Source organism: Pseudomonas sp. GW823-FHT02E01 (assembly GCF_058797535.1).
In genome coordinates this window covers 362432-386198 of sequence record NZ_JBXAJS010000004.1, presented here as the reverse complement: position 1 = coordinate 386198, position 23767 = coordinate 362432, and the positions used below count along the sequence as shown (strand labels likewise).

The 23767-nt window shown below is 59.6% G+C and carries 17 protein-coding genes and 1 pseudogene; 11 read left to right on the top strand and 7 right to left on the bottom strand.

From position 1 onward, the window contains the following. Positions 1 to 11: 11 nt before the first annotated feature. Complete coding sequence (locus AC1RDQ_RS11920; protein ID WP_205890802.1) at positions 12 to 764, bottom strand: 3-oxoacyl-ACP reductase family protein; 753 nt, start codon at positions 762 to 764, stop codon at positions 12 to 14. Positions 765 to 874: 110 nt separating this feature from the next. On the opposite strand from AC1RDQ_RS11920, the gene AC1RDQ_RS11915 reads away from it, so the two are divergent. Both AC1RDQ_RS11915 and AC1RDQ_RS11910 read left to right on the top strand, forming a co-directional pair. After that, positions 875 to 1813, top strand: a complete 939-nt coding sequence (locus AC1RDQ_RS11915) for a LysR family transcriptional regulator (protein WP_492587354.1) — start codon at positions 875 to 877, stop codon at positions 1811 to 1813. 171 nt (positions 1814 to 1984) lie between these two features. Then, positions 1985 to 2608 carry an ATP-binding protein gene (locus AC1RDQ_RS11910; protein ID WP_492587353.1) on the top strand — a complete coding sequence of 208 codons (624 nt, stop codon included), beginning with the start codon at positions 1985 to 1987 and terminating at the stop codon, positions 2606 to 2608. A 118-nt stretch (positions 2609 to 2726) separates the two neighbouring features. Here AC1RDQ_RS11910 and AC1RDQ_RS11905 read toward each other — a convergent pair whose 3' ends face one another. Next, positions 2727 to 2906 carry a hypothetical protein gene (locus tag AC1RDQ_RS11905; protein ID WP_492587351.1) on the bottom strand — a complete coding sequence of 60 codons (180 nt, stop codon included), beginning with the start codon at positions 2904 to 2906 and terminating at the stop codon, positions 2727 to 2729. 909 nt (positions 2907 to 3815) lie between these two features. After that, positions 3816 to 5222, bottom strand: a complete 1407-nt coding sequence (gene glnA, locus AC1RDQ_RS11900) for a type I glutamate--ammonia ligase (protein WP_008002929.1) — start codon at positions 5220 to 5222, stop codon at positions 3816 to 3818. Between the two features lie 328 nt (positions 5223 to 5550). On the opposite strand from glnA, the gene thiI reads away from it, so the two are divergent. Together thiI and typA are read left to right on the top strand one after the other, a co-directional pair. After that, a complete protein-coding gene (thiI, locus tag AC1RDQ_RS11895) occupies positions 5551 to 7005 on the top strand; it encodes a tRNA uracil 4-sulfurtransferase ThiI (protein WP_090452611.1) in 1455 nt (484 codons plus the stop codon). Positions 7006 to 7144: 139 nt separating this feature from the next. Further along, complete coding sequence (typA, locus tag AC1RDQ_RS11890; RefSeq protein WP_057712399.1) at positions 7145 to 8965, top strand: translational GTPase TypA; 1821 nt, start codon at positions 7145 to 7147, stop codon at positions 8963 to 8965. Positions 8966 to 9184: 219 nt separating this feature from the next. Here typA and AC1RDQ_RS11885 read toward each other — a convergent pair whose 3' ends face one another. Then, positions 9185 to 9622 carry a YkgJ family cysteine cluster protein gene (locus AC1RDQ_RS11885; protein ID WP_108216195.1) on the bottom strand — a complete coding sequence of 146 codons (438 nt, stop codon included), beginning with the start codon at positions 9620 to 9622 and terminating at the stop codon, positions 9185 to 9187. A 255-nt stretch (positions 9623 to 9877) separates the two neighbouring features. On the opposite strand from AC1RDQ_RS11885, the gene AC1RDQ_RS11880 reads away from it, so the two are divergent. From AC1RDQ_RS11880 to AC1RDQ_RS11860, 5 genes are all read left to right on the top strand, one after another. Continuing rightward, complete coding sequence (locus tag AC1RDQ_RS11880) at positions 9878 to 12328, top strand: glycogen/starch/alpha-glucan phosphorylase (RefSeq protein ID WP_492587350.1); 2451 nt, start codon at positions 9878 to 9880, stop codon at positions 12326 to 12328. A gap of 290 nt (positions 12329 to 12618) precedes the next feature. Beyond that, the gene (locus tag AC1RDQ_RS11875) at positions 12619 to 15825 is read left to right on the top strand and encodes a DUF2339 domain-containing protein (RefSeq protein ID WP_492587348.1); all 3207 of its coding nucleotides are present in this window, start codon (positions 12619 to 12621) and stop codon (positions 15823 to 15825) included. Then, positions 15822 to 17195, top strand: coding sequence for a DUF3999 domain-containing protein (locus AC1RDQ_RS11870; protein WP_492587346.1), 1374 nt, complete (start codon positions 15822 to 15824; stop codon positions 17193 to 17195). The genes AC1RDQ_RS11875 and AC1RDQ_RS11870 overlap by 4 nt, the downstream gene beginning before the upstream one ends. A 275-nt stretch (positions 17196 to 17470) precedes the next feature. Then, positions 17471 to 18481, top strand: a complete 1011-nt coding sequence (locus tag AC1RDQ_RS11865; RefSeq protein WP_150811990.1) for a class 1 fructose-bisphosphatase — start codon at positions 17471 to 17473, stop codon at positions 18479 to 18481. Positions 18482 to 18484: 3 nt separating this feature from the next. Next, positions 18485 to 19087 (top strand): DUF924 family protein, encoded by a 603-nt coding sequence (locus AC1RDQ_RS11860; protein WP_492587344.1) that lies wholly within the window; start codon positions 18485 to 18487, stop codon positions 19085 to 19087. Between the two features lie 114 nt (positions 19088 to 19201). Here the strand turns inward: AC1RDQ_RS11860 and AC1RDQ_RS11855 are convergent, their stop codons facing one another. Next, complete coding sequence (locus tag AC1RDQ_RS11855) at positions 19202 to 19966, bottom strand: methyl-accepting chemotaxis protein (RefSeq protein ID WP_371318464.1); 765 nt, start codon at positions 19964 to 19966, stop codon at positions 19202 to 19204. A 93-nt stretch (positions 19967 to 20059) separates the two neighbouring features. Next, positions 20060 to 21082 (bottom strand): annotated as a pseudogene (locus AC1RDQ_RS11850) (HAMP domain-containing protein); the annotation flags it as partial. Between the two features lie 293 nt (positions 21083 to 21375). Between AC1RDQ_RS11850 and AC1RDQ_RS11845 the strand changes: the two are divergent. Further along, positions 21376 to 21630: a hypothetical protein gene (locus AC1RDQ_RS11845; protein WP_007975531.1), complete on the top strand. Its 255-nt coding sequence runs from the start codon at positions 21376 to 21378 to the stop codon at positions 21628 to 21630. 30 nt (positions 21631 to 21660) lie between these two features. After that, positions 21661 to 22230: a lipocalin family protein gene (locus AC1RDQ_RS11840; protein ID WP_057712393.1), complete on the top strand. Its 570-nt coding sequence runs from the start codon at positions 21661 to 21663 to the stop codon at positions 22228 to 22230. A 114-nt stretch (positions 22231 to 22344) separates the two neighbouring features. Here the strand turns inward: AC1RDQ_RS11840 and AC1RDQ_RS11835 are convergent, their stop codons facing one another. Next, positions 22345 to 23709 carry a formimidoylglutamate deiminase gene (locus AC1RDQ_RS11835; protein WP_492587342.1) on the bottom strand — a complete coding sequence of 455 codons (1365 nt, stop codon included), beginning with the start codon at positions 23707 to 23709 and terminating at the stop codon, positions 22345 to 22347. Between the last annotated feature and the right edge of the window lie 58 nt (positions 23710 to 23767).

Sequence of the window (23767 nt, the reverse complement as noted above, 5' to 3'; positions counted from 1 at the left end):
TCCGTCTCTCCTCAGGCCGTGAAACCACCATCTACCAGCAGCTCGGCGCCGCTGACGAAGGCCGCCTCTGGGCTGGCCAGCCAGGCAACGGCAGCGGCGATGTCGCGGCCCTCGCCGTAGCGGCCAACGGCAATATTCGGGCGAACGAAATCGGCCACAGGGCCGTCCGCCGGGTTCATGTCGCTGTCAGTTGGGCCGGGGTGCACGGTGTTGACCGTGATGCCGCGTGGGCCGAGGTCGCGCACCAGCCCGCGACTGAAGCCGGCCAAGGCGCCCTTAGTTAGGGTGTAGGCTGAGGCGGTGGCAAAGGCAGCGTACTGCACCATGGAACTGCCGATATGGATGATGCGCCCGCCGCGCCCCATGTGTTTGAGCGCCTCCTGAGTGGCGACAAACACTCCGGTCACATTCACCGCGAGAATGCGCTGGAAGTCCTCGAAGGCGATCTCCTCTGGGGCGCCGAGTACGCTGATGCCAGCGTTGTTAACCAGAATATCCAGCCGACCGAAAGTGCTGGCGACCTGCTGTACCGCATCGCGCACTGCCTGCGGGTCGCCGGCATCGGCGGCAATCGCCACCGCCGTGCCGCCGGCGGCTACTATCTCGCTGACTAGCGTTTTGGCCTTGTCCGGCGATGCGTTGTATGTGATGGCGACACTGGCTCCGTCTGCGGCCAGGCGTTTTGCGATGGCGGCGCCGATGCTGCGCGATCCGCCGGTAATCAGGGCGACCTGGCCGTTCAGGGGAAGGTTGACGTTGTTCATGATGCAGACCTCGTGTGGGTGGTAGGTGTGCTCATGAAACGCCTTTCGCTTTCCACGCAGTAGCAGGTAATGACTAGAATTACCTTCAACTAATGATTGAAGGTTAGGCTATGGAAACCTTGGCAAATTTGGAATCCTTCGTACGCAGCGCCGAGTGCGGAAGCTTCTCCGCAGCCGCACGTCGTCTGGGCCTGACGCCGGCGGCCATCAGTCGCAATGTTGCTCAGCTGGAAACCAATCTCGGCGTACGCCTGTTCCAACGCAGCACCCGGCGTCTGACCCTGACCGAAGCCGGCGAGCGCTTTCTCGTGAATGTCGGCGGCGGGCTGGAAAGCATCCAGGCGGCGATTGCCGATCTCACCAGTAGCGCCGGTGCCCCGGCTGGGCTGCTGCGCCTGTCGGCGGCTCCGGCCTTTGGGCGCGACTATCTGCTACCGCTGATGCCTGAGTTTCTAGCCCGCTACCCGGCAGTCACGCCGGAATGGCATTTCGACAACCGCCAGGTAGAGCTGATCACCGATGGTTTTGATGCAGCAATTGGCGGCGGCATCGAATTGACGCCCGGCGTGGTGGCGCGCGAACTGGCGCCAGCGCATCTGATACTGGTGGCGTCACCGGATTATTTGGCCGGGCGGCCAGCACCACGTCGGCCAGAGCAGCTAGCCAAGCTCGAACACTTGGGAATGCGGTCTGCTCAGAGCGGTAAGGTACGCAGCTGGATGCTGCAGAGCCCCAAGGGCGAGCGAGCGCCGCTGGAGTTACGCCCGAGGATGTTAGTAAACGATCCTCAAGCCCTATGTCAGAGCGCGTTACTCGGGCTGGGCGTGGCCCTGCTTGCCGTACCTGATATGCTGGCGCATCTGCAAAGCGGTGCGCTGCGACGTGTCTTACCGGACTGGTATGTCGATGCCGGCCCTATCTCGCTCTACTTTGCCAGTCAGAAGCTGTTACCGGCCAAGACACGGTCGTTCATTGATCACCTGGTCGAGCATTCTCGCGATCAGCAATGGGGTAAGCGCTTCGATGCGAGAAATGGGGCTGTGAGCTAATGTCCGCTCCTGGCCGATTTCAGCCTGTCACGAAGGGGCGGTTTTGGGCAGTATAGGGTGTGTTCATTTGAGTACATTTCTATGGTCGTAACAGGTAATCCTTACCCAGCCAGTGGTGGTACACGACCTCCTGAGCTGGTTAGACGTGACGATCTACGTGAACGATTGCGAGTGTCGATCGAACGCGTTCGCATTGGGCGACCAGCAAAAAACCTCATAATTATTGGGTCACGAGGTGTCGGAAAGACGGTTCTACTGAATCAGATGCTGACGGACGCAGAGTCGATTGGTATCCACGCAGTCTATGCGGAAGCATCGGAAAAGCGGTCGTTGTCTTCCCTGGTGGTCCCACAATTAAGGGCTGCATTGCTTTGCATGAGCACTATGCAAGCGTCCAAAGACGCTGCTATTAGAGCGCTCCGAGCGCTCTCAGGCTTCGTAAAATCACTGAAAAGACGCTACCAAGATATTGAGGTGGATTTCGATTACGAACCCGAGCCGGGGTTGGCCGACAACGGCGATCTCGAAGGGGATTTTGCCACCTTGTTGACTCATGTTGGTGAAGCGGCGCGGCATGCACGGACGGCCGTAGTGATCTTTATCGATGACCTTCAGTACGTCGCTGAACCAGAGTTGGCCGCCCTCATTACGGCCCTGCATCGGGTTTCGCAGTTGAGTCTTCCGGTCACAGTTGTTGGAACTGGCCCGCCCCAATTGCTCGACCGAGTTGGAAGTGCGAAGTCCTATGCTGAGCGTCTGTTCGACTATCCCGAAATAGGCCACTTCAGCCAGTAGAGGCGAATTTGATATTCGTAAAACCATATGAAGACGGGAACCCGTCGAATTGAGCCGTTATCGATTTGGTTAGCCGTAATTTCGCAGAACTATCGATCTAGCGGTTGCCCCTCGTACTTCATGCTTTCCGGCGATGGCTGACATGGGCTCGCAGCGCGAAGGTCTGCTGATCCATGGAGAACACCTTGGCATAGCGCTCAGGGGAGAACATCACCCGGTCTACCGCCCGGATAGCCTCCATCAATGCCTCAAAACTGGTGGGATGAAAATCCAACGGCGATTCTCTGGCCATGGACATTTACCTCTCTGGTTGCTTGCACTCTTTATGCATAAAACTTGCACAATCTGAGCATATTTCAATCCGCTATTCGCCCGTTGGCCATAAATTGCTGTTGGCCGGCCCTCAGGAGGCGACCCCTGTCATGCTGGTGTGATGAGGCTGTTTTTGGATTGCGAATTCACGCGGCTGGCTAGCGAAGCAAAAATGATGTCCCTAGCGCATGGGTCCGAAGCAAGGCCAGAATTTTACATCGTGCTTTCGGATACCTAGCCGTCGAATTCCCCCTAGGGGTTCGAAACGTTTCACGGTGAAACGCTTGGGAATTTCCCTCTGGCATGCGAAACGTTTCACCGGACTATCTATATAGGGTCGATCTCTGCCTATGGCCGCCGGCAGCAATGGGCAGCTCTCTATCGAACATGGTTACTAAGCTTGCTGGTCAAGTCCGACGCAAATGGCTGGTCAAATGCAATGCAAACGAGTGATCAGTACCGATGCAATCAGCTGGTCAAGTGGAGTGCAATTCCGCATGCGCATCGCTGACCTTACAGGAGAGGCGTGGGGATTATGGTTGTCCTTAACCAATCATCAATTGCGGGATTGCGGCCTCCTGGTCTACGCCTTGTGGCGAATTAATGAACCGCTTTCGCGGCCTGCCAGACCGAGCGCAAAAGGTGTATTCAGCCGAGTGATGTAGGGATCAAGAAGGGCTGGAATTTACCGACTCAGGAAGGGAGGGATTCGAAAATAAAAACTCCCAGCGGCTAACGCCAACTGGGAGCAGTATACCTAATAGTACATATACCAAAAAAATCTAGCGCTGGAAGCCCTTCACTTACACGCTTACGCACCTTTAGTATATTTTCGTGCTGTAAAGAGAAGTAGGAGGCCTCTTTTTGTCACGCCGCGTGCCGCGGCGCTACCGGATCAGCAGCTGTAGTACAGCTCGTATTCCAGTGGGTGTACGAAGGTACGTACCTTGATTTCTTCTTCGCTTTTCAGGGCGATGTAAGCGTCGATGAAGTCGTCGCTGAAAACGCCGCCTTTGGTCAGGAACGCACGACCTTTGTCCAGCTCTTCCAGGGCTTCTTTCAGGCTGCCGCAAACTTGTGGGATCTCTTTGGCCTCTTCAGGCGGCAGGTCGTACAGGTTTTTGTCAGCGGCGTCGCCAGGGTGGATCTTGTTCTGGATGCCGTCCAGGCCAGCCATCAACAGTGCGGCGAAGCACAGGTACGGGTTGGCAGCCGGATCCGGGAAGCGTGCTTCGATACGGCGGGCTTTCGGGCTCGACACGTAAGGAATACGGATCGAAGCGGAACGGTTGCGAGCCGAGTAGGCCAGCATCACTGGAGCTTCGAAGCCTGGAACCAGACGCTTGTAGGAGTTGGTCGCCGGGTTGGTGAAGCCGTTCAGGGCCTTACCGTGCTTGATGATGCCGCCGATGAAGTACAGGGCGGTGTCGGACAGGCCGGCATAGCCTTCGCCAGCGAAGGTGTTCTTGCCATCTTTCCAGATGGACATGTGTACGTGCATACCCGAGCCGTTGTCGCCGTACAGAGGCTTAGGCATGAAGGTCGCGGTGCGGCCGTAGGCATCGGCAACGTTGTGCACAACGTACTTCAGGGTTTGGGTTTCGTCGGCTTTCTTCACCAGGGTGTTGAACTTGACGCCGATTTCGTTCTGGCCGGCAGTTGCCACTTCGTGGTGGTGAACTTCGACGGTCAGGCCCATTTCTTCCAGTGCGTTGCACATGGAGGTACGGATTTCGTGGTCGTGGTCGAACGGCGGAACCGGGAAATAGCCGCCTTTGACGCCTGGACGGTGGCCTTTGTTGCCGCCTTCGATGTCCTGGTCGGACATCCACGAACCTTGTTCAGAGTAGATCTTGAACATGGAACCGGAAATGTCGGACTTGAACTTCACCTGGTCAAAGATGAAGAACTCTGGCTCCGGACCGGCGTATACGGTGTCACCGATAGCGGTGGCTTTCAGGTGCTCTTCGGCGCGCTTGGCGATCGCACGTGGGTCGCGGTCGTAGCCTTGCATGCTCGAAGGCTCGATGATGTCGCAGACCAGGATCAGGGTCGGTTCTTCGGTGAACGGATCCAGAACAGCGGTGGAGTCGTCCGGCATCAGGATCATGTCGGAGGCTTCGATGCCTTTCCAGCCGGCGATGGAGGAGCCGTCGAACATTTTGCCGACTTCGAAGAAGTCGTCATCCAGCGCATCGCGAGCCGGCATGGTCACGTGGTGCTGAGTGCCTTTGGTGTCCGTGAAGCGCAGATCAATCCACTTGACGTCATGATCTTTGATGAGTTGAACCGACTTCGACATAGTGTCCTCCGGGTGTATTAGGGCTGGTAGTGGATGCCCTTAAATGTTTGTGATGCCGGCGCGAATACTCTGCCAAGGCAACCTGCCTCACAAGGGAGCAAATTGCATGCCAGTGCCCCAGCATGGATTTTTTGCCCCAAAATCACGCTTGAGAGGGCGTTTTGCCCTTTAAAGCAGAAAAGCTCGCCCTGTAATGTGGCGCCATATCCAATAAGTGACCTGTTTTGGTGCATGCAAAACCTTCTGCACATTAACTGGTTAAACCTTGAGCAATTTCCGCTATAATCCGCGCCCCCCTTTTTCGGCAGGCCATGCGCGCGCTGTTTCCATGAAATTAATCGTAAAAGTCTTCCCCGAGATCACCATCAAGAGTCGACCTGTCCGGACGAAATTTATCCGCCAGTTGGCCAAAAACATCCGCGCCGTGCTCCGTGATCTGGACCCGGTCGTGGTGGTGAACGGCGTGTGGGACAATCTCGAGCTGGAAACCCGTGTTACCGACCCGAAAGCCTTGAAAGAGATGGGTGAGCGCCTGACCTGCATGCCGGGCATCGCGCACTTTCTGCAGATCGACGAGTACCCGCTGGGCGACTTCGACGACATCACCGAAAAGTGCAGGCAGCACTACGGCGATGCGCTGGCCGGGAAAATTTTCTCGGTGCGCTGCAAGCGTGCGGGCAAGCACACGTTCAGCTCGATGGACGTCGAAAAATACGTCGGCAGCAAGCTGCGTCGCGAGTGCGGCGCCGCCGGGATCGACCTGAAAGCGCCGGAAATCGAAGTCCGGATCGAAGTTCGCGACCAACGGTTGTTCGTGATCCACAGCCAGCACAACGGCATCGGCGGATATCCGCTGGGCGCGCTGGAGCAGACCCTGGTGCTGATGTCCGGTGGCTTCGACTCCACCGTGGCGGCCTACCAGATCATGCGCCGCGGCCTGATGGCGCATTTCTGCTTCTTCAATCTGGGCGGACGTGCCCACGAACTGGGCGTCATGGAAGTCGCGCATTTCATCTGGAAGAAGTACGGCAGCTCCCAGCGCGTGCTATTTGTCAGTGTGCCGTTCGAAGAAGTGCTGGGCGAAATTCTCGGCAAAGTCGATAACAGTCATATGGGCGTAGTATTGAAGCGTATGATGTTGCGCGCTTCCTCCCAAATTGCCGATCGACTGCACATCGACGCACTGGTCACCGGTGAGGCGATCTCCCAGGTGTCGAGCCAGACGCTGCCGAACCTGTCAGTGATCGACTGCGTGACCGAAAAGCTGGTACTGCGCCCGCTGATCGCCAGTCACAAGCAGGACATTATCGACACAGCAATCGAAATCGGCACCGCCGATTTCGCCCGGCACATGCCGGAATACTGCGGCGTCATCTCGGTCAATCCGAAGACCGCGGCCAAGCGCTATCGCGTCGAGCATGAAGAGAAAGAATTCGATATGGCGGTACTCGAGCGTGCGCTCGAAAACGCCAAGCTGGTGCCGATCGATCGCGTGATCGATGAACTGGGCCAGGACTTGCAGATTGAAGAAGTCAGCGAAGCGCTGGCCGGTCAGATCGTCATCGACATCCGTCACCCGGATGCCGCTGAAGACGACCCGCTGGATCTCGCTGGCATCGAGGTACAAACGATGCCGTTTTATGCAGTGAACGCTCGTTTCAAGGAACTGGACCCTACTCGCCAGTACCTGCTGTATTGCGACAAAGGCGTGATGAGTCGCCTGCATGCCCACCATTTGCTCAGTGAGGGGCATGCCAATGTGCGCGTTTATCGACCGAGCTAAGTGCCCGGGGCTGTTTGCCTGTGGCCTGCGTCACCGGCCCCCCGATGCCACCGTCAAGCTGTAACGGCTTTCACGGACGCTACTGTTAATCGCTGCCAAGACTTGTCAGCACACCGAATCCTCTGATCGAGATACACAAGTGATCGAAAATCTACGCAACATCGCCATCATTGCCCACGTTGACCATGGTAAGACCACCCTGGTAGACAAACTCCTGCGTCAATCCGGCACCCTGGAGCGCAACGAGCTCAACGACGAGCGCGTGATGGACTCCAACGACCAGGAGAAAGAGCGCGGTATTACCATTCTGGCGAAAAACACCGCCATCAACTGGAACGGCTACCACATCAACATCGTGGACACCCCGGGCCACGCCGACTTCGGCGGCGAAGTTGAACGCGTAATGTCGATGGTCGACTCCGTTCTGCTGCTGGTTGACGCTCAAGACGGCCCTATGCCGCAAACCCGTTTCGTGACCAAGAAGGCTTTCGAAGCCGGCCTGCGTCCGATCGTGTGCATCAACAAGGTTGACCGTCCAGGCGCGCGTCCGGACTGGGTTCTGGACCAGATCTTCGACCTGTTCGACAACCTGGGTGCCACCGAAGAACAGCTGGACTTCAAAGTCGTCTACGCCTCGGCCCTGAACGGTATTGCCGGTCTGGACCACACCGAAATGGCTGAAGACATGACCCCGCTGTACCAGTCGATCGTCGACAACGTACCGGCGCCGGCTGTTGACCGTGAAGGTCCGTTCCAGATGCAGATCTCCGCACTGGACTACAACAGCTTCCTGGGTGTTATCGGTGTTGGCCGTATCGCTCGTGGTCGCGTCAAGCCGAACACCCCGGTTGTGGCTATCGGTGCCGACGGCAAGAAGCGTAACGGTCGTATCCTGAAGCTGATGGGTCACCACGGTCTGCACCGCATCGACGTTGAAGAAGCTGCAGCAGGCGATATCGTGTGCATCAGCGGTATGGACTCGCTGTTCATCTCCGACACCCTGTGCCACCCGGACACGGTCGAAGCGATGAAGCCGCTGACCGTCGACGAGCCAACCGTTTCCATGACCTTCCAGGTAAACGACTCGCCATTCTGCGGTAAAGAAGGCAAGTTCGTGACTTCCCGTAACATCAAGGAACGTCTGGACAAAGAGCTGCTGTACAACGTTGCACTGCGCGTTGAAGAAGGCGACTCGGCTGACAAGTTCAAGGTTTCCGGCCGTGGCGAACTGCACCTCTCGGTACTGATCGAAACCATGCGTCGCGAAGGCTTCGAAATGGCTGTAGGCCGTCCGGAAGTGATCATCCGTCTGGTTGACGGCGTGAAGCACGAACCGTTCGAAAACGTCACCATCGACTTGCCGGAAGAATCCCAGGGCAAGGTGATGGAAGAGATGGGCCTGCGTAAGGGCGACCTGACCAACATGGTGCCGGATGGCAAGGGCCGTGTACGTCTGGAATACAACATCCCTGCTCGCGGTCTGATCGGTTTCCGTAACCAGTTCCTGACCCTGACCAACGGTGCTGGCATCCTGACCTCGATCTTCGACCGTTACGACGTGATGAAGTCCGGCGACATGTCCGGCCGTCAGAACGGCGTTCTGGTTTCGGTTGAAACCGGCAAGGCACTGACCTACTCCCTGGAAACCCTGCAGGCGCGTGGCAAGCTGTTCGTAGAACACGGTCAGGAAATCTACAACGGTCAGATCGTTGGTCTGAACAGCCGTGACAACGACCTGGGCGTTAACCCTACCAAGGGCAAGAAGCTCGACAACATGCGTGCTTCGGGTAAAGACGAAACCATCGCTCTGGTTCCACCTGTTCGCTTCACCCTGGAACAGGCTCTGGAATTCATCCAGGACGACGAGCTGTGTGAAGTAACTCCTAAGTCCATCCGTCTTCGCAAGAAGATCCTGGACGAAAGCGAGCGTACCCGCGCTGCCAAGAAAGCCAAGGCATAAGATTTAGCCCCGGCTGAACGAAAACGCCCCCGGTCGAGAGACCGGGGGCGTTTTTGTTTGTCTGGGATTTATGCGGTGTTTGTTCGGGCCTCATCGCGAGCAAGCTCGCTCCCACAGTGTTCGAGGTGAACCACAAATTGTGTGAACACCACAGAACCCCTGTGGGAGCGAGCTTGCTCGCGATGGCGGCCGATCAGCCGCCGCAAATTTCAGGAAGTATCAGAACCGCTCGATACTCCGTGAACTCCGCTCGCGCTCCACTTCTTTTGGCTTGTACGCGCAATACCCCGGCCGCGGGCCGATTTTCGGGTGATTACGGCAAGTATCCGGGCGCTTTTCATAAATAGTGCACAGACGGCTCTTACGATCCAGGTACAGGCAATCGTTGTTGCTCATGCGCTGGAGGGTAAAGATTCCTGACTTCTGATTGAAGCGTTCGACCAAGCCTTCCTTTTGCAGGCGCTTGGCGATGTTCTTCGGCGGATCACCCAGCTCGAATTCATCGACCACGCCGATGCGGATCAGATCCTTGATCTTGACCTCGACGGGCAGGGTGCAGCAGCTGGACATGCACGAGCCGCACATCGGGGCAGAGTACTTGGCCCAGGTATCGAGGCGGTCGATCTCTGCGGCAGCGATCAGGTTCGGCTTCATCATCGTTTGTTACCAGCGTGTGCATCAGGGCGCGCGATCATACCGGGACTGGTGGATTTTTGAACAACCTTTCGCCAGATTTTTTCACGGCCGGCCAATAAACCGCTAATCCGGCACGGCCCCTGCATTGAATCAGGTACACGACAATGTATTGCCGACCCGATTCGCCCTTACAGGAAAAACTGCCGAACCAGAGCCTCTACCGCCTGTCAGACCGTCTAGGCTCAGACAACTCCAAGCTCGCTCGAGGTCCTATCGATGACTCAAGAACCACTTGTTCGCGAAGCAGAGGTGGCCGCATTCCGCGACGCCGTCTTGACCAAACTCACTTATGCAGTGGGTAAAGACCCGGATCACGCCTTCGACCACGACTGGTTCGAAGCCATTGCCCTGGCCGCGCGGGATCACATGGTCGAGCACTGGATGGACCACACGCGGCAGATCTACCGCAAAGGTCAGAAGCGCGTCTATTACCTCTCCCTGGAATTTCTCATCGGTCGGCTGCTGTTCGATAGCCTGAGCAACCTCGGCCTGCTCGACGTGGCCCGCGAAGCCCTGACCGAACTCGGCGTCGACATTGAGCGAATCCGTTTGCTGGAGCCCGATGCGGCCCTGGGCAACGGCGGCCTCGGGCGTCTGGCGGCGTGTTTCCTGGAAAGCATGTCGACCCTCGGCATCGCCGGTCATGGCTACGGCATCCGCTATGAGCACGGGTTGTTCCGTCAGGCGATTGTCGATGGCTGGCAGCAGGAGCAGACCGAACACTGGCTGGATTTCGGCAACCCTTGGGAGTTCGAGCGGCCGGAAGTGGCTTACACCATCGGTTTCGGCGGCAGTGTCGAGACCCTGACCGACGACACCGGCAAATCCCGACAAGTCTGGTCCCCGGCGGAAACCGTGCGAGCGATTGCCTACGACACGCCGGTGGTCGGCTGGCGTGGGGCGAGCGTCAACACCCTGCGCCTGTGGCGTGCCCGGGCCATGGAAGACCTGCATCTGGAGCGTTTCAACGCCGGTGACCACCTGGGCGCCGTGGCCGAAGTGGCCCGGGCCGAAAGTATCTCTCGGGTGTTGTACCCGGCGGACAGCACCGAAGCCGGCCAGGAGTTGCGCCTGCGTCAGGAGTATTTCTTCGTCGCCGCCTCATTGCAGGATCTGTTGCGCCGCCATCGCAACATGCACACCTCGGTGCTGACCCTGGGCGATCACGCGTCGATTCAGCTCAACGATACTCACCCCTCGATTGCCGTGGCTGAACTGATGCGGCAACTGGTCGACGTGTATGACGTGGCGTGGGATGCCGCGTGGCAGGTCACCGTCGATACGCTGTCCTACACCAACCACACATTGCTGCCCGAAGCGCTGGAAACCTGGCCGGTCGGCTTGATGGAACGCATGTTGCCGCGGCACATGCAGATCATTTACCTGATCAACGCCCACCACATCGACTCCCTGCGGGCCAAAGGCATTCACGACTTCGACGTACTGCGCGCGGTGTCGCTGATCGAGGAAGACAACGGTCGCCGGGTGCGCATGGGCAACCTGGCGTTTCTCGGTTCCCACAGCATCAACGGTGTGTCCGGGCTACATACGCAGCTGATGCGTCAAACGGTGTTCTCCGAACTGCACAAGCTCTACCCGGAGCGGATCAACAACAAAACCAACGGCATCACCTTCCGCCGCTGGTTGTATCAGGCCAACCCCGAACTGACCTCGATGCTGGTCGATGCCTTGGGCTCCGCGGTACTGGACAACCCGGAAGAGCGTTTGCTCGCCCTTGAACCGTTCGCCGAGAAAAGTGCATTCCGCAAGGCGTTTGCCGAGCAACGCCTGCACAGCAAGAAAGCCCTGGCGTACCTGATTCATGAGCGACTGGGCGTGGCGGTCAACCCGGCGGCGATGTTCGACGTGCAGGTCAAGCGAATCCACGAGTACAAACGCCAGTTGCTCAACCTGATGCACACCGTGGCGTTGTACCAGGCGATTCGCGCGGAGCCTGAAATCGACTGGGTGCCACGGGTGAAAATCTTCGCCGGCAAGGCAGCCGCGAGCTATCACCAGGCCAAACTGATCATCAAGCTGACCAACGACATCGCCCGGGTGGTGAATAACGACCCGACCGTGCGCGGCTTGCTCAAAGTGGTGTTCCTGCCCAACTACAACGTCAGCCTGGCGGAGAGCATCATTCCGGCGGCGGATTTGTCCGAGCAGATCTCCACCGCCGGGTTCGAAGCCTCTGGCACCAGCAACATGAAATTCGGCCTGAACGGCGCGCTGACTATCGGTACCCTGGATGGGGCCAACGTGGAAATGAGCGAGCGCATCGGCACCGAGCACATGTTTATCTTTGGTCTCAGCGCGCAGCAGGTGGAGGCGCGCAAACAGAATCATGAGTTCAGCGCGGTGCCGGATATCGCCGCGTCCCATCGTCTGAACGATGTGCTGCAAGCGATTCGTGGTGGGGTGTTCTCGCCGGACGATCCGTCCCGTTACGCCGGATTGATCGATTCGCTGGTGGACTACGACCGCTTCCTGGTCTGCGCCGACTTCGATTCCTACTGGCACGCCCAGATGCGCGTCGAAGCCCATTGGCACGATTCGAAGGAGTGGTGGCGCTCGGCGGTGTTGAACACGGCGCGGATGGGCTGGTTCTCGTCGGACCGGACCATTCGCGAGTACGCCACGGAAATCTGGAAGGCACTGGAGTAGTTTTCAGCCAGAACTGCGAGCAAGGCCCGGTTGTTGACGGGCTGGGTCGATATACTAGGCGCTGGATTACCGGGCGGCAGGGTTGATCAGATTCTGAACACACCACAATCCCTTGTGGGAGCGAGCTTGCTCGCGATAGCGCACTGACATTCAACATTAATGCTGAATGTTATGGCCTCATCGCGAGCAAGCTCGCTCCTACACTGGGTTGTGGTGTTTTCGCACTAGACTGATCAGACACTGTACCGCTTGGACTTGCCTCATGATGGGGCCGCTTAGGGATATCGACCATGCAATGGATGTTCATGCTGATAGGGCTGGTGCTCGGCTGGATACTCGACGAGTCATTCAGCGATGCGCTGCTGGGCGCGTTGTTCGGATTGGGTATCGGCCAGGCCCTTCGCATGGCTCGCATGGACTCGCAGGCAGTCGAGCAGCAGCGTTTGCTGGAACAGGCGCAGGTAGCGCTGCAGGCTGTCGAGCAACGGCTGGCGCTGCTCGAAGCATCGGGCGTCAAGGCGCCGGAAACCCGCGAGCCACTGGTCTCACCTGAAACCATCCTCGATGAAGCACCTGCCGCAGCCCCGGAGTTGGTCTGGGAGCTGCCGCCCGAACTCGAGCCGATCGCCGCAGCGGCCACCGAAACCAACCGTTCGCAGCCCGCCGATGCCTGGAAGCCCGAGCCGATCGCTCGCCAGGCACAACCACCTGTCCCTCCGCGTGGCCCGAACCTTATCGATCGCGCCATCAGCCGTGCCCGAGCCTGGTTGTTCGGTGGCAATACCGTGTTGCGGGTCGGCGTGGTGCTGTTGTTCCTCGGCCTGGCCTTTTTGCTGCGCTATGCCACCGAAGGCGTGGTGGTGCCGGTTGAGTTGCGGTACGCAGGCGTTGCGGCGGCGGCCTTGGGGTTGCTCGGGCTGGGCTGGTGGTTACGGGCGCGCAACAGCAGTTATGCGTTGATCCTGCAAGGGGCCGGGATCGCCGTGTTGTACCTGACGGTGTTTGCCGCGATGCGCCTGCATCCGCTGCTCGATCCCACATCGGGGTTTGGCCTGCTGGTGGCGGTGACAGTCTGTTCGGCGATTCTCGCCATTACCCAGGACTCCCTGGGGTTGGCCGCCGCGGCCGCACTGGGCGGATTCGCCGCGCCGCTGCTGGCCTCCACCGGCGCCGGCAGCCACGTCGCGCTGTTCAGCTACTTTGCCCTGCTCAACGCCGGCATCTTCGCCATCGCCTGGTTCAAGGCCTGGCGGCTGTTGAATGTCATCGGGTTCAGCGGCACCTTCGGCATCGGTTTCGCCTGGGGCCTGCGTTCCTACTCGCCGGAGCAGTTGTGGAGCACCGAGCCGTTTCTGATTTTGTTTTTCCTGATGTACCTGGCCATTGGTCTGCTGTTCGCCCGGCGCAGGCTGCTGGAAATGAGTGATGCACCGGCAGAGAGCAGTCGCGAATCGCTGCTGCAATGGTCGGCGCGCAAGGGCGACTACGTCGACGGCACGCTGCTGTTCGGTCCGCCGCTGGTGGGTTTCGGCTTGCAGTTCGCACTGGTGCAGCATTTGGAGTTCGCTGCGGCATTCAGTGCCTTGGCGCTGGGCATGATTTACATGGGACTTGCCCGTTGGCTGATGGCCGGGCGCACGCTGTTACTGGGGGAAACCTGCCTGGCCTTGGGCGTGATCTTCACCAGCCTGGCGATTCCGCTGGGGCTCGATGCACGCTGGACGACCGCGGCGTGGGCGGTGGAGGGCGCGGGGATCTTCTGGCTCGGCCTTCGCCAGCAAAGGCCCCTGGCCCGGGCGTTTGCCTTGCTCCTGCAACTGGGCTCGGCGCTGGTGTTTCTCAGCGAGCTGTACAACAGCGAGAGCAGCCTGCTCGGTGGTGTACCGCTAGGCGCGCTGTTATTGGGCGTTGCGTTGTTGTTCAGCTTCTACCAGTTGCGTAAAGCCTTGCCGGAGCAGATCAGGCCTTGGGAGCTAAAAGGTCTGCCAGTCCTGGCGTGCCTCGGGCTGGCGTTTCTCTATTTGCTGGCGCCGTTGTTTTTCTTCAGCCACGGCACGGTGATCAGTTGGGCCTTGGCCGGGGCGTTGACGTTGTTGGTTGGCTTGCGCCTGCCATCGCGCACATTCGTGTTCACCGCGCTCGCTGTGCAACTGTTGGGTGGTGCGCTGTTCCTGGCGACGGGGCCGCTGTTCAGTGAAGGGCTGAGTCCCTTGGCTCATGCTGGATTCTGGGCGCCGCTGGTGTTGGGGCTGGCAGCGATGGTCGGGGCCTGGCGTTTGCAGATGGGTCATTCGCCCGAAGCATTCGAAGGGCTGAGCCTGTTGCGATTGTCCCAGGCGTTGCTGGTGTGGGGCGCGGGCTGGTGGGCGTTGGCCTGGGTCATCGAAGTGCTGCATTTTGCGTCGCTGCCGATGCAGGCGACTTTGTTGTTAAGCATCGCAGCTGTGAGTGTTGCGCTATGGACGGTGTTGGCGCTGCGCCTGAAATGGCCGTCACTGGGGGTGCTCGGTACGGTGTTGATTCCCGCGGCGGCGCTGGTGCTGCTGGCAGCCTGGCACTCGCGTTACCACCCGGCGGCCAACGTCGGCTGGCTGGCGTGGGCCGCCGTGTTCGTGGTGCATTTCATGTCCCTGCGACGCCTGGCGCCCATGCTGCCAGCACGCGTGACGAGTGTCGCCCATGTGCTCGGCTGTTGGCTGTTGATGGGGGTGCTGGCGCTGGAGCTGCGTTATGGCTTGCTGGTGTTGTCCGAGCAATACAACGCTTGGCGCTGGTTGGGTTGGGCGATTCTGCCAAGTCTGTATCTGGTTCTGATGGCGGCGCCTCGCGCGTGGCCGTGGCCGGTGGCGGCGTACTCGAGGGAATACCGTGTATACGCCGCCGCGCCGCTGGCGTTGCTGATGCTCGGCTGGTTCTGGCTGGCGAATGTCGCCAGTGACGGCAACGCCGAGCCACTGCCCTACGTGCCATTGATCAACCCGCTGGAGCTGGGCCTGTTGTTCGCGCTGTTCGGCATCTATGTCTGGTCCCGCAGCGCCATGACACAACTGGCGCTGTACAAGGATTACGCCGCCATCGCCACGCAAGGGGTCGCAGGTGCCTCGCTGTTCGTGTTCTTTACGGCATTGGTAATGCGTACGGCGCACCATTGGAGCGGGGTGCCGTTCGAGCTGGATCTGTTGTTGGCGTCGATGCGGGTGCAAGCCGGGTTGTCCATCGTCTGGACCTTGATGGCCCTGAGCCTGATGATCGGTGGCCATTTGCGTCGCCACCGCGAAGTCTGGTTGATCGGCGCCGCCTTGATAGGTGTGGTCGTGGCCAAGCTGTTCTTTGTCGAATTGAGTAATCGCGGCGGGCTGGCGCGGATCGTGTCGTTTATCGGTGTCGGCGTGTTGCTGCTGGTGGTGGGCTATTTCGCCCCGCTGCCGCCCAAGCGTGCCGAAGCTGTGCCGGATATCGAGAAACCGGTCCCGGAATCCGAAGGAGTGTCATCTTGAGTCAGAAGCTGAACCTGGGTTGGCTGGGCGCAGTTGCCATGGGCGTAGTGTTGTCGGCGGTTGCCCAAGAAAAACCGGCGGATTTCACCACCCAAGTACCTTTGTCGGTGACGGGTGAAGGGCCCTGGTATCGCCTTGAACTGCCCCTGAACGTACAACTGAATGCACGGCAGGCCGACCTGAGCGATGTGCGTGTGTTCAATGCGGCGGGCGAAGTTCAGGCTTATGCCCTGGCCCGGGAATCGGCGCGGAGCAATGAAGCGCGCACCTTGACCGAGGTGAAATGGTTTCCGCTGTACAACTCGGTGGACGCCACTGAAACCGCGCCGAGCGTGCGGGTGCAATCGAGCACCAACGGCACATTGGTCGAGGTGCAGCCCTCCAGTCAGCTGGAGGCGAGTGAGGAAGAGCTGCGTGGCTGGTTGCTCGACGCTTCGGCTATCAAGGCGCCGTTGCAGCAGCTGGTTCTGGACTGGAGCAGCGAGCGCGACGGCTTCCAGCGTTTCACCATCGAAGCCAGCAACGATTTGCAGCATTGGCAGTCCTGGGGCGAAGGGCAGGTGGCGCGCCTGACCTTTTCCGACGAGCGGGTCGAACAGCATGAAGTCAACCTGCCGGGCCAGTCGGCACGCTACCTGCGGTTACTGTGGATCACGCCGCATTCGGCACCGACACTGACTTCGGCACAACTACAGAGCGCCAGTACCCGCAGCCTGCCGCTGCCGTTGGTCTGGTCCCAAGGGTTGACCGGCAGCAGCGTGAAGGCGGGTGAATACACCTGGCAGTTGCCGATGGGGCTGAATGTCGAGCGGGTGCAGGTCGAGTTGAGCCAGCCCAACAGCCTGGCGCCAGTGAGCCTGGCCGGCCGTCGCGACAGCAGTCTGCCTTGGCAGTCGTTGGGCAGCGGTTTGCTCTATCGCCTGGCCCAGAACGGTCAGGATGTGGTGCAAAACGAATTGCAGTTGTCCGGGCAGATCGTCCAGCAATTGAAGCTGACCGTGGACGAACGCGGTGGCGGCCTGGGTGATCGGGCGCCGACGCTGAAGTATGCCGTGCGTGCCACACAACTGGTGTTCCTGGCGCGCGGGCCTGGGCCTTACACGCTGGTCGTGGGGAATTCGACGGCGAAGGCGGCGAACTTGCCGCTGTCGACGCTGATTCCGGATTACAGCCCGGCGAAGCTTGCGACCTTGGGCAGGGCCATTGTGGATGTCGGGGCGGTGGTTTCGAATGCATCGACAGAGAAAACGCTGGCGACGACGGACATCCCCTGGAAGAAGTTCGGCTTGTGGGCGGTGTTGTTGCTCAGTGTCCTGTTCCTGGCGGCGATGGCGTTCAGCTTGCTGCGCAAGCCCTCTGTCAAATCCTGACAATGGATGCTGCGCACCCAATCGCGAGCAGGCTCGCTCCCACAGTTGGAACGCGTACCCCTGTGGGAGCGAGCCTGCTCGCGAAAGCGTTCGTTCAGTCACTGAAAAATACCGAAATGACCGCAGTTCCCAGGCTCACATCCAGTCCATTTCCTACTACGCTCATCCCCGCACATGAACTCTCTTTGGCCGATCACGTCTGATAGGAGGAAATGCGCCCCGACTCGCGTTAAACTGCGCGGGTTTTTAGCCCCCCCATTCCACCGGAGCCTTCCATGTCCCGCGTTACCTTGAGTCGCTATTTGATTGAGCAGACCCGCAGCAACAACACTCCTGCCGATCTGCGCTTCCTGATCGAAGTGGTGGCGCGTGCCTGCAAGGAGATCAACCACGCCGTGTCCAAAGGCGCCCTGGGTGGCGTTCTGGGCAGCATGGGCACTGAAAACGTCCAGGGCGAAGTGCAGAAAAAGCTCGACGTGATCTCCAACGAGATCCTGCTCGAAGCCAACGAATGGGGCGGTCACCTGGCCGGCATGGCGTCCGAAGAAATGGATAACGCCTACCAGATTCCGGGCAAATACCCGAAAGGCGCGTACCTGCTGGTATTCGACCCGCTGGACGGTTCGTCGAACATCGACATCAACGCCCCGGTCGGCACCATCTTCTCGGTACTGCGTTGCCCGAATGAATACCTGAGCCAGAACGAGCCCTTGAATGAGAAGGCTTTCCTGCAGCCAGGCACCCAGCAAGTGGCCGCCGGTTACGCGATCTACGGCCCGCAGACCATGCTGATCCTGACCCTGGGCGACGGCGTGAAAGGTTTCACCCTGGACCGTGAGATGGGCAGTTTCGTACTGACCCACGAAAACATCACCATTCCTGAAACCACCCAGGAATTCGCCATCAACGCTTCCAACCAGCGTCACTGGGAAGCACCGGTACAGCGCTACGTAAGCGAATTGCTGGCCGGCGATGAAGGCCCGCTGAAAAAGAACTACAACATGCGCTGGGTTGCCGCGATGGTGGCTGACGTGCACCGCATCCTGACCCGTGGCGGTCTGTTCATGTACCCACGCGACAGCCGCGAGCCGTCGAAGCCGGGCAAACTGCGCCTGATGTACGAAGCCAACCCGATGTCGTTCCTGGTGGAACAGGCAGGCGGCGCGTCCACCGACGGCCACCAGCGCATCCTCGACATCCAGCCGGAAGGCCTGCACCAGCGTGTTGCGGTGTTCCTCGGTTCGAAGGAAGAAGTTGCCCGCGTCACGGCTTACCACAAGGAATAAACCATGACCGCGCCCTGGCAGCCGTTGCTTGATTGGTGGTTCGGAAATTTCGGGTCAGCGAAGGAAGTGGCGGCGCAGAAGGGCAAGTTGTGGTTTGGCAAGCGCGACAGCCAGGACCTCGAAGCGCGTGAGCGTTTCGGGGGCCAGGCCGAGCAGGCACTGGCCGGCGGATTGACCGAGTGGATGCAATGTCCCGAAGGTTGGCTGGCCCTGGTGCTGTTGCTCGATCAAATCCCGCGAATGATCTTTCGCGACACTCCCAAAGCATTCTCCGGCGATTCCCGCGCACAGAAATTGGTAGCCCAAGGTATTGCGGCGGATTTCGATCGCCAGTTGCAGCCGATTCAGCGGGTGTTCATCTATCTGGTGTTCGAGCACAGCGAAAACCTCGCGGTGCAAAACGAAGGTGTCTCGCGCTATATCGAACTGGTGGCGCAGCAGCCTGAAGGTGACCGAACGCTGTTTGCCGATTACCTGGATTACGCCGAGCGGCATCAGAGGGTGATTGCGCAGTTTGGGCGGTTTCCCCATCGCAATGCGGTGTTGGGGCGGGAGTCTACGGCTGAGGAGTTGGCGTTTCTCTCAAAGCCGGGCTCCAGGTTCTAGTTTTTTGTTGCTGATGCCGCCATCGCGAGCAAGCTCGCTCCCACAGTAGATCTCCAGTGCGACAAAGATCCCTGTAGGAGCGAGCTTGCTCGCGATGAGGCCAGTGGCTACGCCTTAGATCCTGAAGCTACCCACCAGCTGCTTCAACCGCGCCGCCTGCTGTTCTAGATCGGCACACGCACGCAAGGTCGACTGCAGGTTCTCCACGCCTTCCTGGTTCAGCGTGTTGATTTCGGTGATGTCGACGTTGATCGACTCCACCACGGCGGTCTGTTCCTCGGTCGCGGTGGCCACCGACTGGTTCATGCCATCGATCTCCCCGATGCGCTGGGTCACGCTGCCCAGACGTTCGCCCGCCTGGTTGGCGATGCCGACGCTGCTTTCGCTCTGGCGCTGGCTGTCGGTCATGATGCCCACCGCTGCCCGGGCACCGACTTGCAGCTCTTCGATCATCGTCTGCACTTGCTGCGCCGAGTCCTGGGTGCGGTGAGCGAGGTTGCGCACCTCATCGGCCACCACGGCAAAACCACGACCGGCCTCGCCAGCGCGGGCCGCTTCAATGGCGGCGTTGAGTGCCAGCAAGTTGGTCTGCTGGGAGATGCTGGTGATCACTTCCAGGATCTGCCCGATGTTGACCGTGTTGCTGTTGAGGGTCTCGATGTTGCCGCACGAGTCGCTGATCTTGGCCGACAGTTGCTGCATCGCCGCGATGGTTTTATCCACCACCTGTTGACCGTCTTCGGCCAGGCTGCGGGCATCGCTGGAATGTTGCGAGGCGAGGGCGGCGTTCTGGGCGATTTCCTGGGCGGCAGCACCGAGCTGGTTGATCGCCGCGGCCACGCTGCTGGTGCGCGAGGCTTGCTGGTCGGAGTTGAACATCGACGAGTTCGAGGCGGCGACTACCCGCAGCGCCACTTCGTTGACTTGGCCGGTGGCCGAGGATACTTCGATGATCGAGGTATGGATGCGTTCGACGAAACGGTTGAACGACAGCCCCAGCGCGCCGAATTCGTCGTGGCCGTGAATGGTCAGGCGTTTGGTCAAGTCGCCTTCGCCTTCGGCGATGTCATGCATAGCGCGACCCATGGTCAGCAGCGGTTGCATCAACAGGCTGATCAGCATGCCCAGCAGGGCGATGATGATCACCACCGCAATGACCATGGCGATGATCGCCGAGGTGCGGAATTCGCTGAGCATCGAGAACGCGGTTTCCTGGTCGAGCACCAGCGCTACGTACCAGTCCGCCGATGGCACGCCGTTGACGTGGGTGAAAGAGATGAACTGACGCTTGCCGTCGATCTCGACTTCCTTCATGCCCGGGCTGACTTTCGGCGCGCCGTTGGGGTAGGCCTCGGTCAGGTTCTTGAGTACCAGCTTGCTGTCCGGGTGAATCAGGATCTTGCCGTCGGCACCGACGATGAACGCATGGCCGTGACCGCCGAAGTTCAGCGAGTTGATGATCGCGCTGACGCTGGACAGGTCGATGTCGGCGCCGGCGACACCGATCATCTGGCCCAGGTGCTCCACCGGGGTGGCGACTGTGATCACCAGCTTGCCAGAGGAGGCGGCGATGTAGGGTTCGGTGACGATGGTCTGTTGCGCACTATTGGCCGCCTTGTACCAGCCACGGGCGCGCGGATCGTAGTCCGCCGCGCGGTTGCCCGCCGGGACCGAGAACATCACGCCGTCGGCGCCACCGAAGTAACTCAGCTGGAAGTTGCCGGTGTAGGCGGGCAGGTCGATGATTCGTTTCAGGCCAGCGGGAGCATTGCCGTCGGCGTTGATCTGTTGGGCCATCGACTGCAGCAATTGCATGCGGCTTTCCAGCCAGGTCTGGATGTTGCTGGTGGTCAGGCTGCCGAGTTCCTGCATCGAGGCTTCGGTACTGTTGCGCAAGGTTTCGCGTTGGCGATAGTCGTTGAACAGGATGAAACAAGCGAATGCGACGGCCACCACGAGGGCGGCAGCCAGCAATATCTTGTGGCTGAACTTCATGTTTCTGGTCATGGGTGAGCTACCGCAGAGGGGCTGTTCTACAAAATGGGGGAGCAAATGCCACTGACGTGGCATTGCGTTGCATTTATGTCGACTGAGCGGCGCCAAAGATTAGGCGAATTCTCTGAAAAACGACGAAATGCCCGGTAAACAGGCAAAGTGGCTGATTTTCGGCAAAAGGTAGACGAGTGGCCCGATAAATAGCCTGCCGGGCAGGGAACCTGACAGGGGTTTTCTCTTCTAAGCTTCAGCTTGGCAGCCATGCCAATCCCCTACGCCCCCGGAGTTTCACCATGTCGTTGCGTTCCATCGCCCTGCTTTCATTCTGCGTATTGCTCGCTGCCTGCAGCAAGGTCAATCAGGAAAACTACTCGAAGCTCTCCGCCGGCATGGCCAAGGCCGATGTGGAGACCCTGTTGGGCAAACCCGCCGATTGTTCAGGCGCGCTCGGCATGTCCAGCTGCACCTGGGGCGACAAGAACAGCTTTATCAGCGTGCAGTTCGCCGGTGACAAAGTGCTGATGTTTTCCGGCCAAGGCCTGAAGTAAACCGGGGCGATCGCCCACGGGAGAAAAATAATGAAGCGGTTATTGATCATCCTTTTTGCCGGCCTGGTGTTGGCCGGCTGTGCCACGTCTGGCCAGGACCCATTGGCCCCCAAGACGGTCAATAGCGTCAACCTCAAGCGCTACCAGGGCACCTGGTACGAGCTGGCTCGTATGCCGATGTACTTCCAGCGCGACTGCGCGCAGTCCGAAGCCCATTACACGCTCAAGCCCGACGGCAACCTCGCAGTGCTGAACCGCTGCCTGACGGCGCAGTGGCAATGGGAAGAGGTCAAGGGCACGGCTTATCCACAGGTGCCCGGCAAGAGCGACAAGCTGTGGGTCGAGTTCGATACCTGGTTTTCCAGGCTGATCCCGGGTTCGGCGAAGGGCGAATACTGGGTGCTGTACGTCAGCGATGACTACAAGACCGCCATCGTCGGTGACCCGAGCCGCAAGTATCTGTGGCTGTTGTCGCGCACGCCGACCGTGAACGGTGTGGTGCGTGAGGAGTTGCTGAGCAAGGCACGTCAGCAGGGGTACGACACCACGCGGCTGATCTGGCGGGCCTCGGAAAAGCAGATGGCCGAGACGTCCAACTGATTACAGATAACACTGTGGGAGCGAGCTTGCTCGCGATAGCGGACTGTCAGACAACATCAATGTTGAATCTGATGGCCCTATCGCGAGCAAGCTCGCTCCCACAGTTGTTTTGTGTCAGCCCAGGAGTTCGCGCAGGACTTGAGTGAAGGCGCGATTGCTTTCTTCCTCATCAGCATGCCGTCCATCCCGCACAACCCACTGGCCGTTCACCAACACGTCCCGCACCTGACGATCGCCACCGGCAAACAGCCAGCGATTAAGAATCCCGTCGCCATTGGCTGTCGCCAGATACGGGTCGTTGCCGTCCAGCACCAGCCAATCCGCGCGCTTGCCGACTTCCAGAGCGCCAATCGGCTGACCCAGCGCCTGGGCACCACCATCCAGCGCGGCATCAAACAGCGTGCGGCCGACCATTGGCTGATCCGCGCCGTACAAACGATTACGCCGCTGATCACGCAGACGCTGGCCGTATTCCAGCCAGCGCAATTCTTCCACCACGCTCAATGACACGTGACTGTCGGAACCGATGCCCATGCGGCCGCCCTGGGCGAGGAAATCCACCGCCGGGAAAATCCCGTCGCCAAGGTTGGCTTCGGTGGTCAGGCACAGGCCGGCGATGGCGCGGCTCCTGGCCATCGACGTGACTTCTTCCGGGTTGGCGTGGGTCGCGTGGACCAGGCACCAGCGCTGGTCGACTTCGACGTTTTCGTACAGCCATTGCAGCGGACGACGACCGCTCCAGGTCAGGCAGTCGTCGACTTCTTTCTGCTGCTCGGCAATGTGGATGTGCACCGGGCATTGTTTGTCGCTGGCGGCCAGCACTTCGCTGATCTGTTGCGGCGTGACCGCGCGCAGCGAGTGGAAACACAGGCCCAGGGCCTGCGCCGGCTGCTGCGCCAGGAGCGGTTGCAGGCGCGATTGCAGCTTGAGGTAATTTTCGGTGCTGTTGATGAAGCGACGCTGACCTTCGTTCGGAGTCTGGCCGCCGAAACCGGAGTGGCTGTAGAGCACCGGCAGCAGGGTCAAACCGATACCCGCGGAACCTGCAGCCTGGCTGATACGCAGGGCCAGTTCGGCCGGGTCCGCGTAAGGCTGGCCACTGATGTCATGGTGTACGTAATGAAATTCCGCCACCGATGTGTAACCGGCCTTGAGCATTTCGATGTACAGCTGACGGGCGATGACGCCGAGTTGTTCCGGGCTGATTTTTCCGACGAGGCGATACATCAGGTCGCGCCAGGTCCAGAAACTGTCGTTCGGATTTCCCGCCACTTCCGCCAGCCCGGCCATGGCCCGCTGGAAGGCGTGGGAGTGCAGGTTCGGCATGCCAGGCAGCAGCGGACCGCTCAACCGCTCGGCGCCATCTGCATGGGAATCGGCCTGAATATGGGTCAAAACGCCGTCGGCGCTGACCTCAAGACGTACATTGTTGGCCCATCCACTAGGCAGCAGCGCGCGTTCGGCAAAGAAGGCGGACATGGTTCAGCACCCCATCGTGTGTTATTTGTATATACATATACAGACGTTTGCCTGCCCG

Bases quoted from the DNA above. Each gene is read 5' to 3' on its own strand.
- AC1RDQ_RS11860 (WP_492587344.1), top strand. From the start codon at position 18,485: ATGACCGCGCCCTGGCAGCCGTTGCTTGATTGGTGGTTCGGAAATTTC.
- AC1RDQ_RS11865 (WP_150811990.1), top strand. From the start codon at position 17,471: ATGTCCCGCGTTACCTTGAGTCGCTATTTGATTGAGCAGACCCGCAGC.
- AC1RDQ_RS11835 (WP_492587342.1), bottom strand. From the start codon at position 23,709: ATGTCCGCCTTCTTTGCCGAACGCGCGCTGCTGCCTAGTGGATGGGCC.
- AC1RDQ_RS11840 (WP_057712393.1), top strand. From the start codon at position 21,661: ATGAAGCGGTTATTGATCATCCTTTTTGCCGGCCTGGTGTTGGCCGGC.
- AC1RDQ_RS11875 (WP_492587348.1), top strand. From the start codon at position 12,619: ATGCAATGGATGTTCATGCTGATAGGGCTGGTGCTCGGCTGGATACTC.
- glnA (WP_008002929.1), bottom strand. From the start codon at position 5,222: ATGTCGAAGTCGGTTCAACTCATCAAAGATCATGACGTCAAGTGGATT.
- thiI (WP_090452611.1), top strand. From the start codon at position 5,551: ATGAAATTAATCGTAAAAGTCTTCCCCGAGATCACCATCAAGAGTCGA.
- AC1RDQ_RS11885 (WP_108216195.1), bottom strand. From the start codon at position 9,622: ATGATGAAGCCGAACCTGATCGCTGCCGCAGAGATCGACCGCCTCGAT.
- AC1RDQ_RS11920 (WP_205890802.1), bottom strand. From the start codon at position 764: ATGAACAACGTCAACCTTCCCCTGAACGGCCAGGTCGCCCTGATTACC.
- AC1RDQ_RS11855 (WP_371318464.1), bottom strand. From the start codon at position 19,966: ATGTTCAACTCCGACCAGCAAGCCTCGCGCACCAGCAGCGTGGCCGCG.
- AC1RDQ_RS11880 (WP_492587350.1), top strand. From the start codon at position 9,878: ATGACTCAAGAACCACTTGTTCGCGAAGCAGAGGTGGCCGCATTCCGC.
- AC1RDQ_RS11915 (WP_492587354.1), top strand. From the start codon at position 875: ATGGAAACCTTGGCAAATTTGGAATCCTTCGTACGCAGCGCCGAGTGC.
- AC1RDQ_RS11905 (WP_492587351.1), bottom strand. From the start codon at position 2,906: ATGTCCATGGCCAGAGAATCGCCGTTGGATTTTCATCCCACCAGTTTT.
- AC1RDQ_RS11845 (WP_007975531.1), top strand. From the start codon at position 21,376: ATGTCGTTGCGTTCCATCGCCCTGCTTTCATTCTGCGTATTGCTCGCT.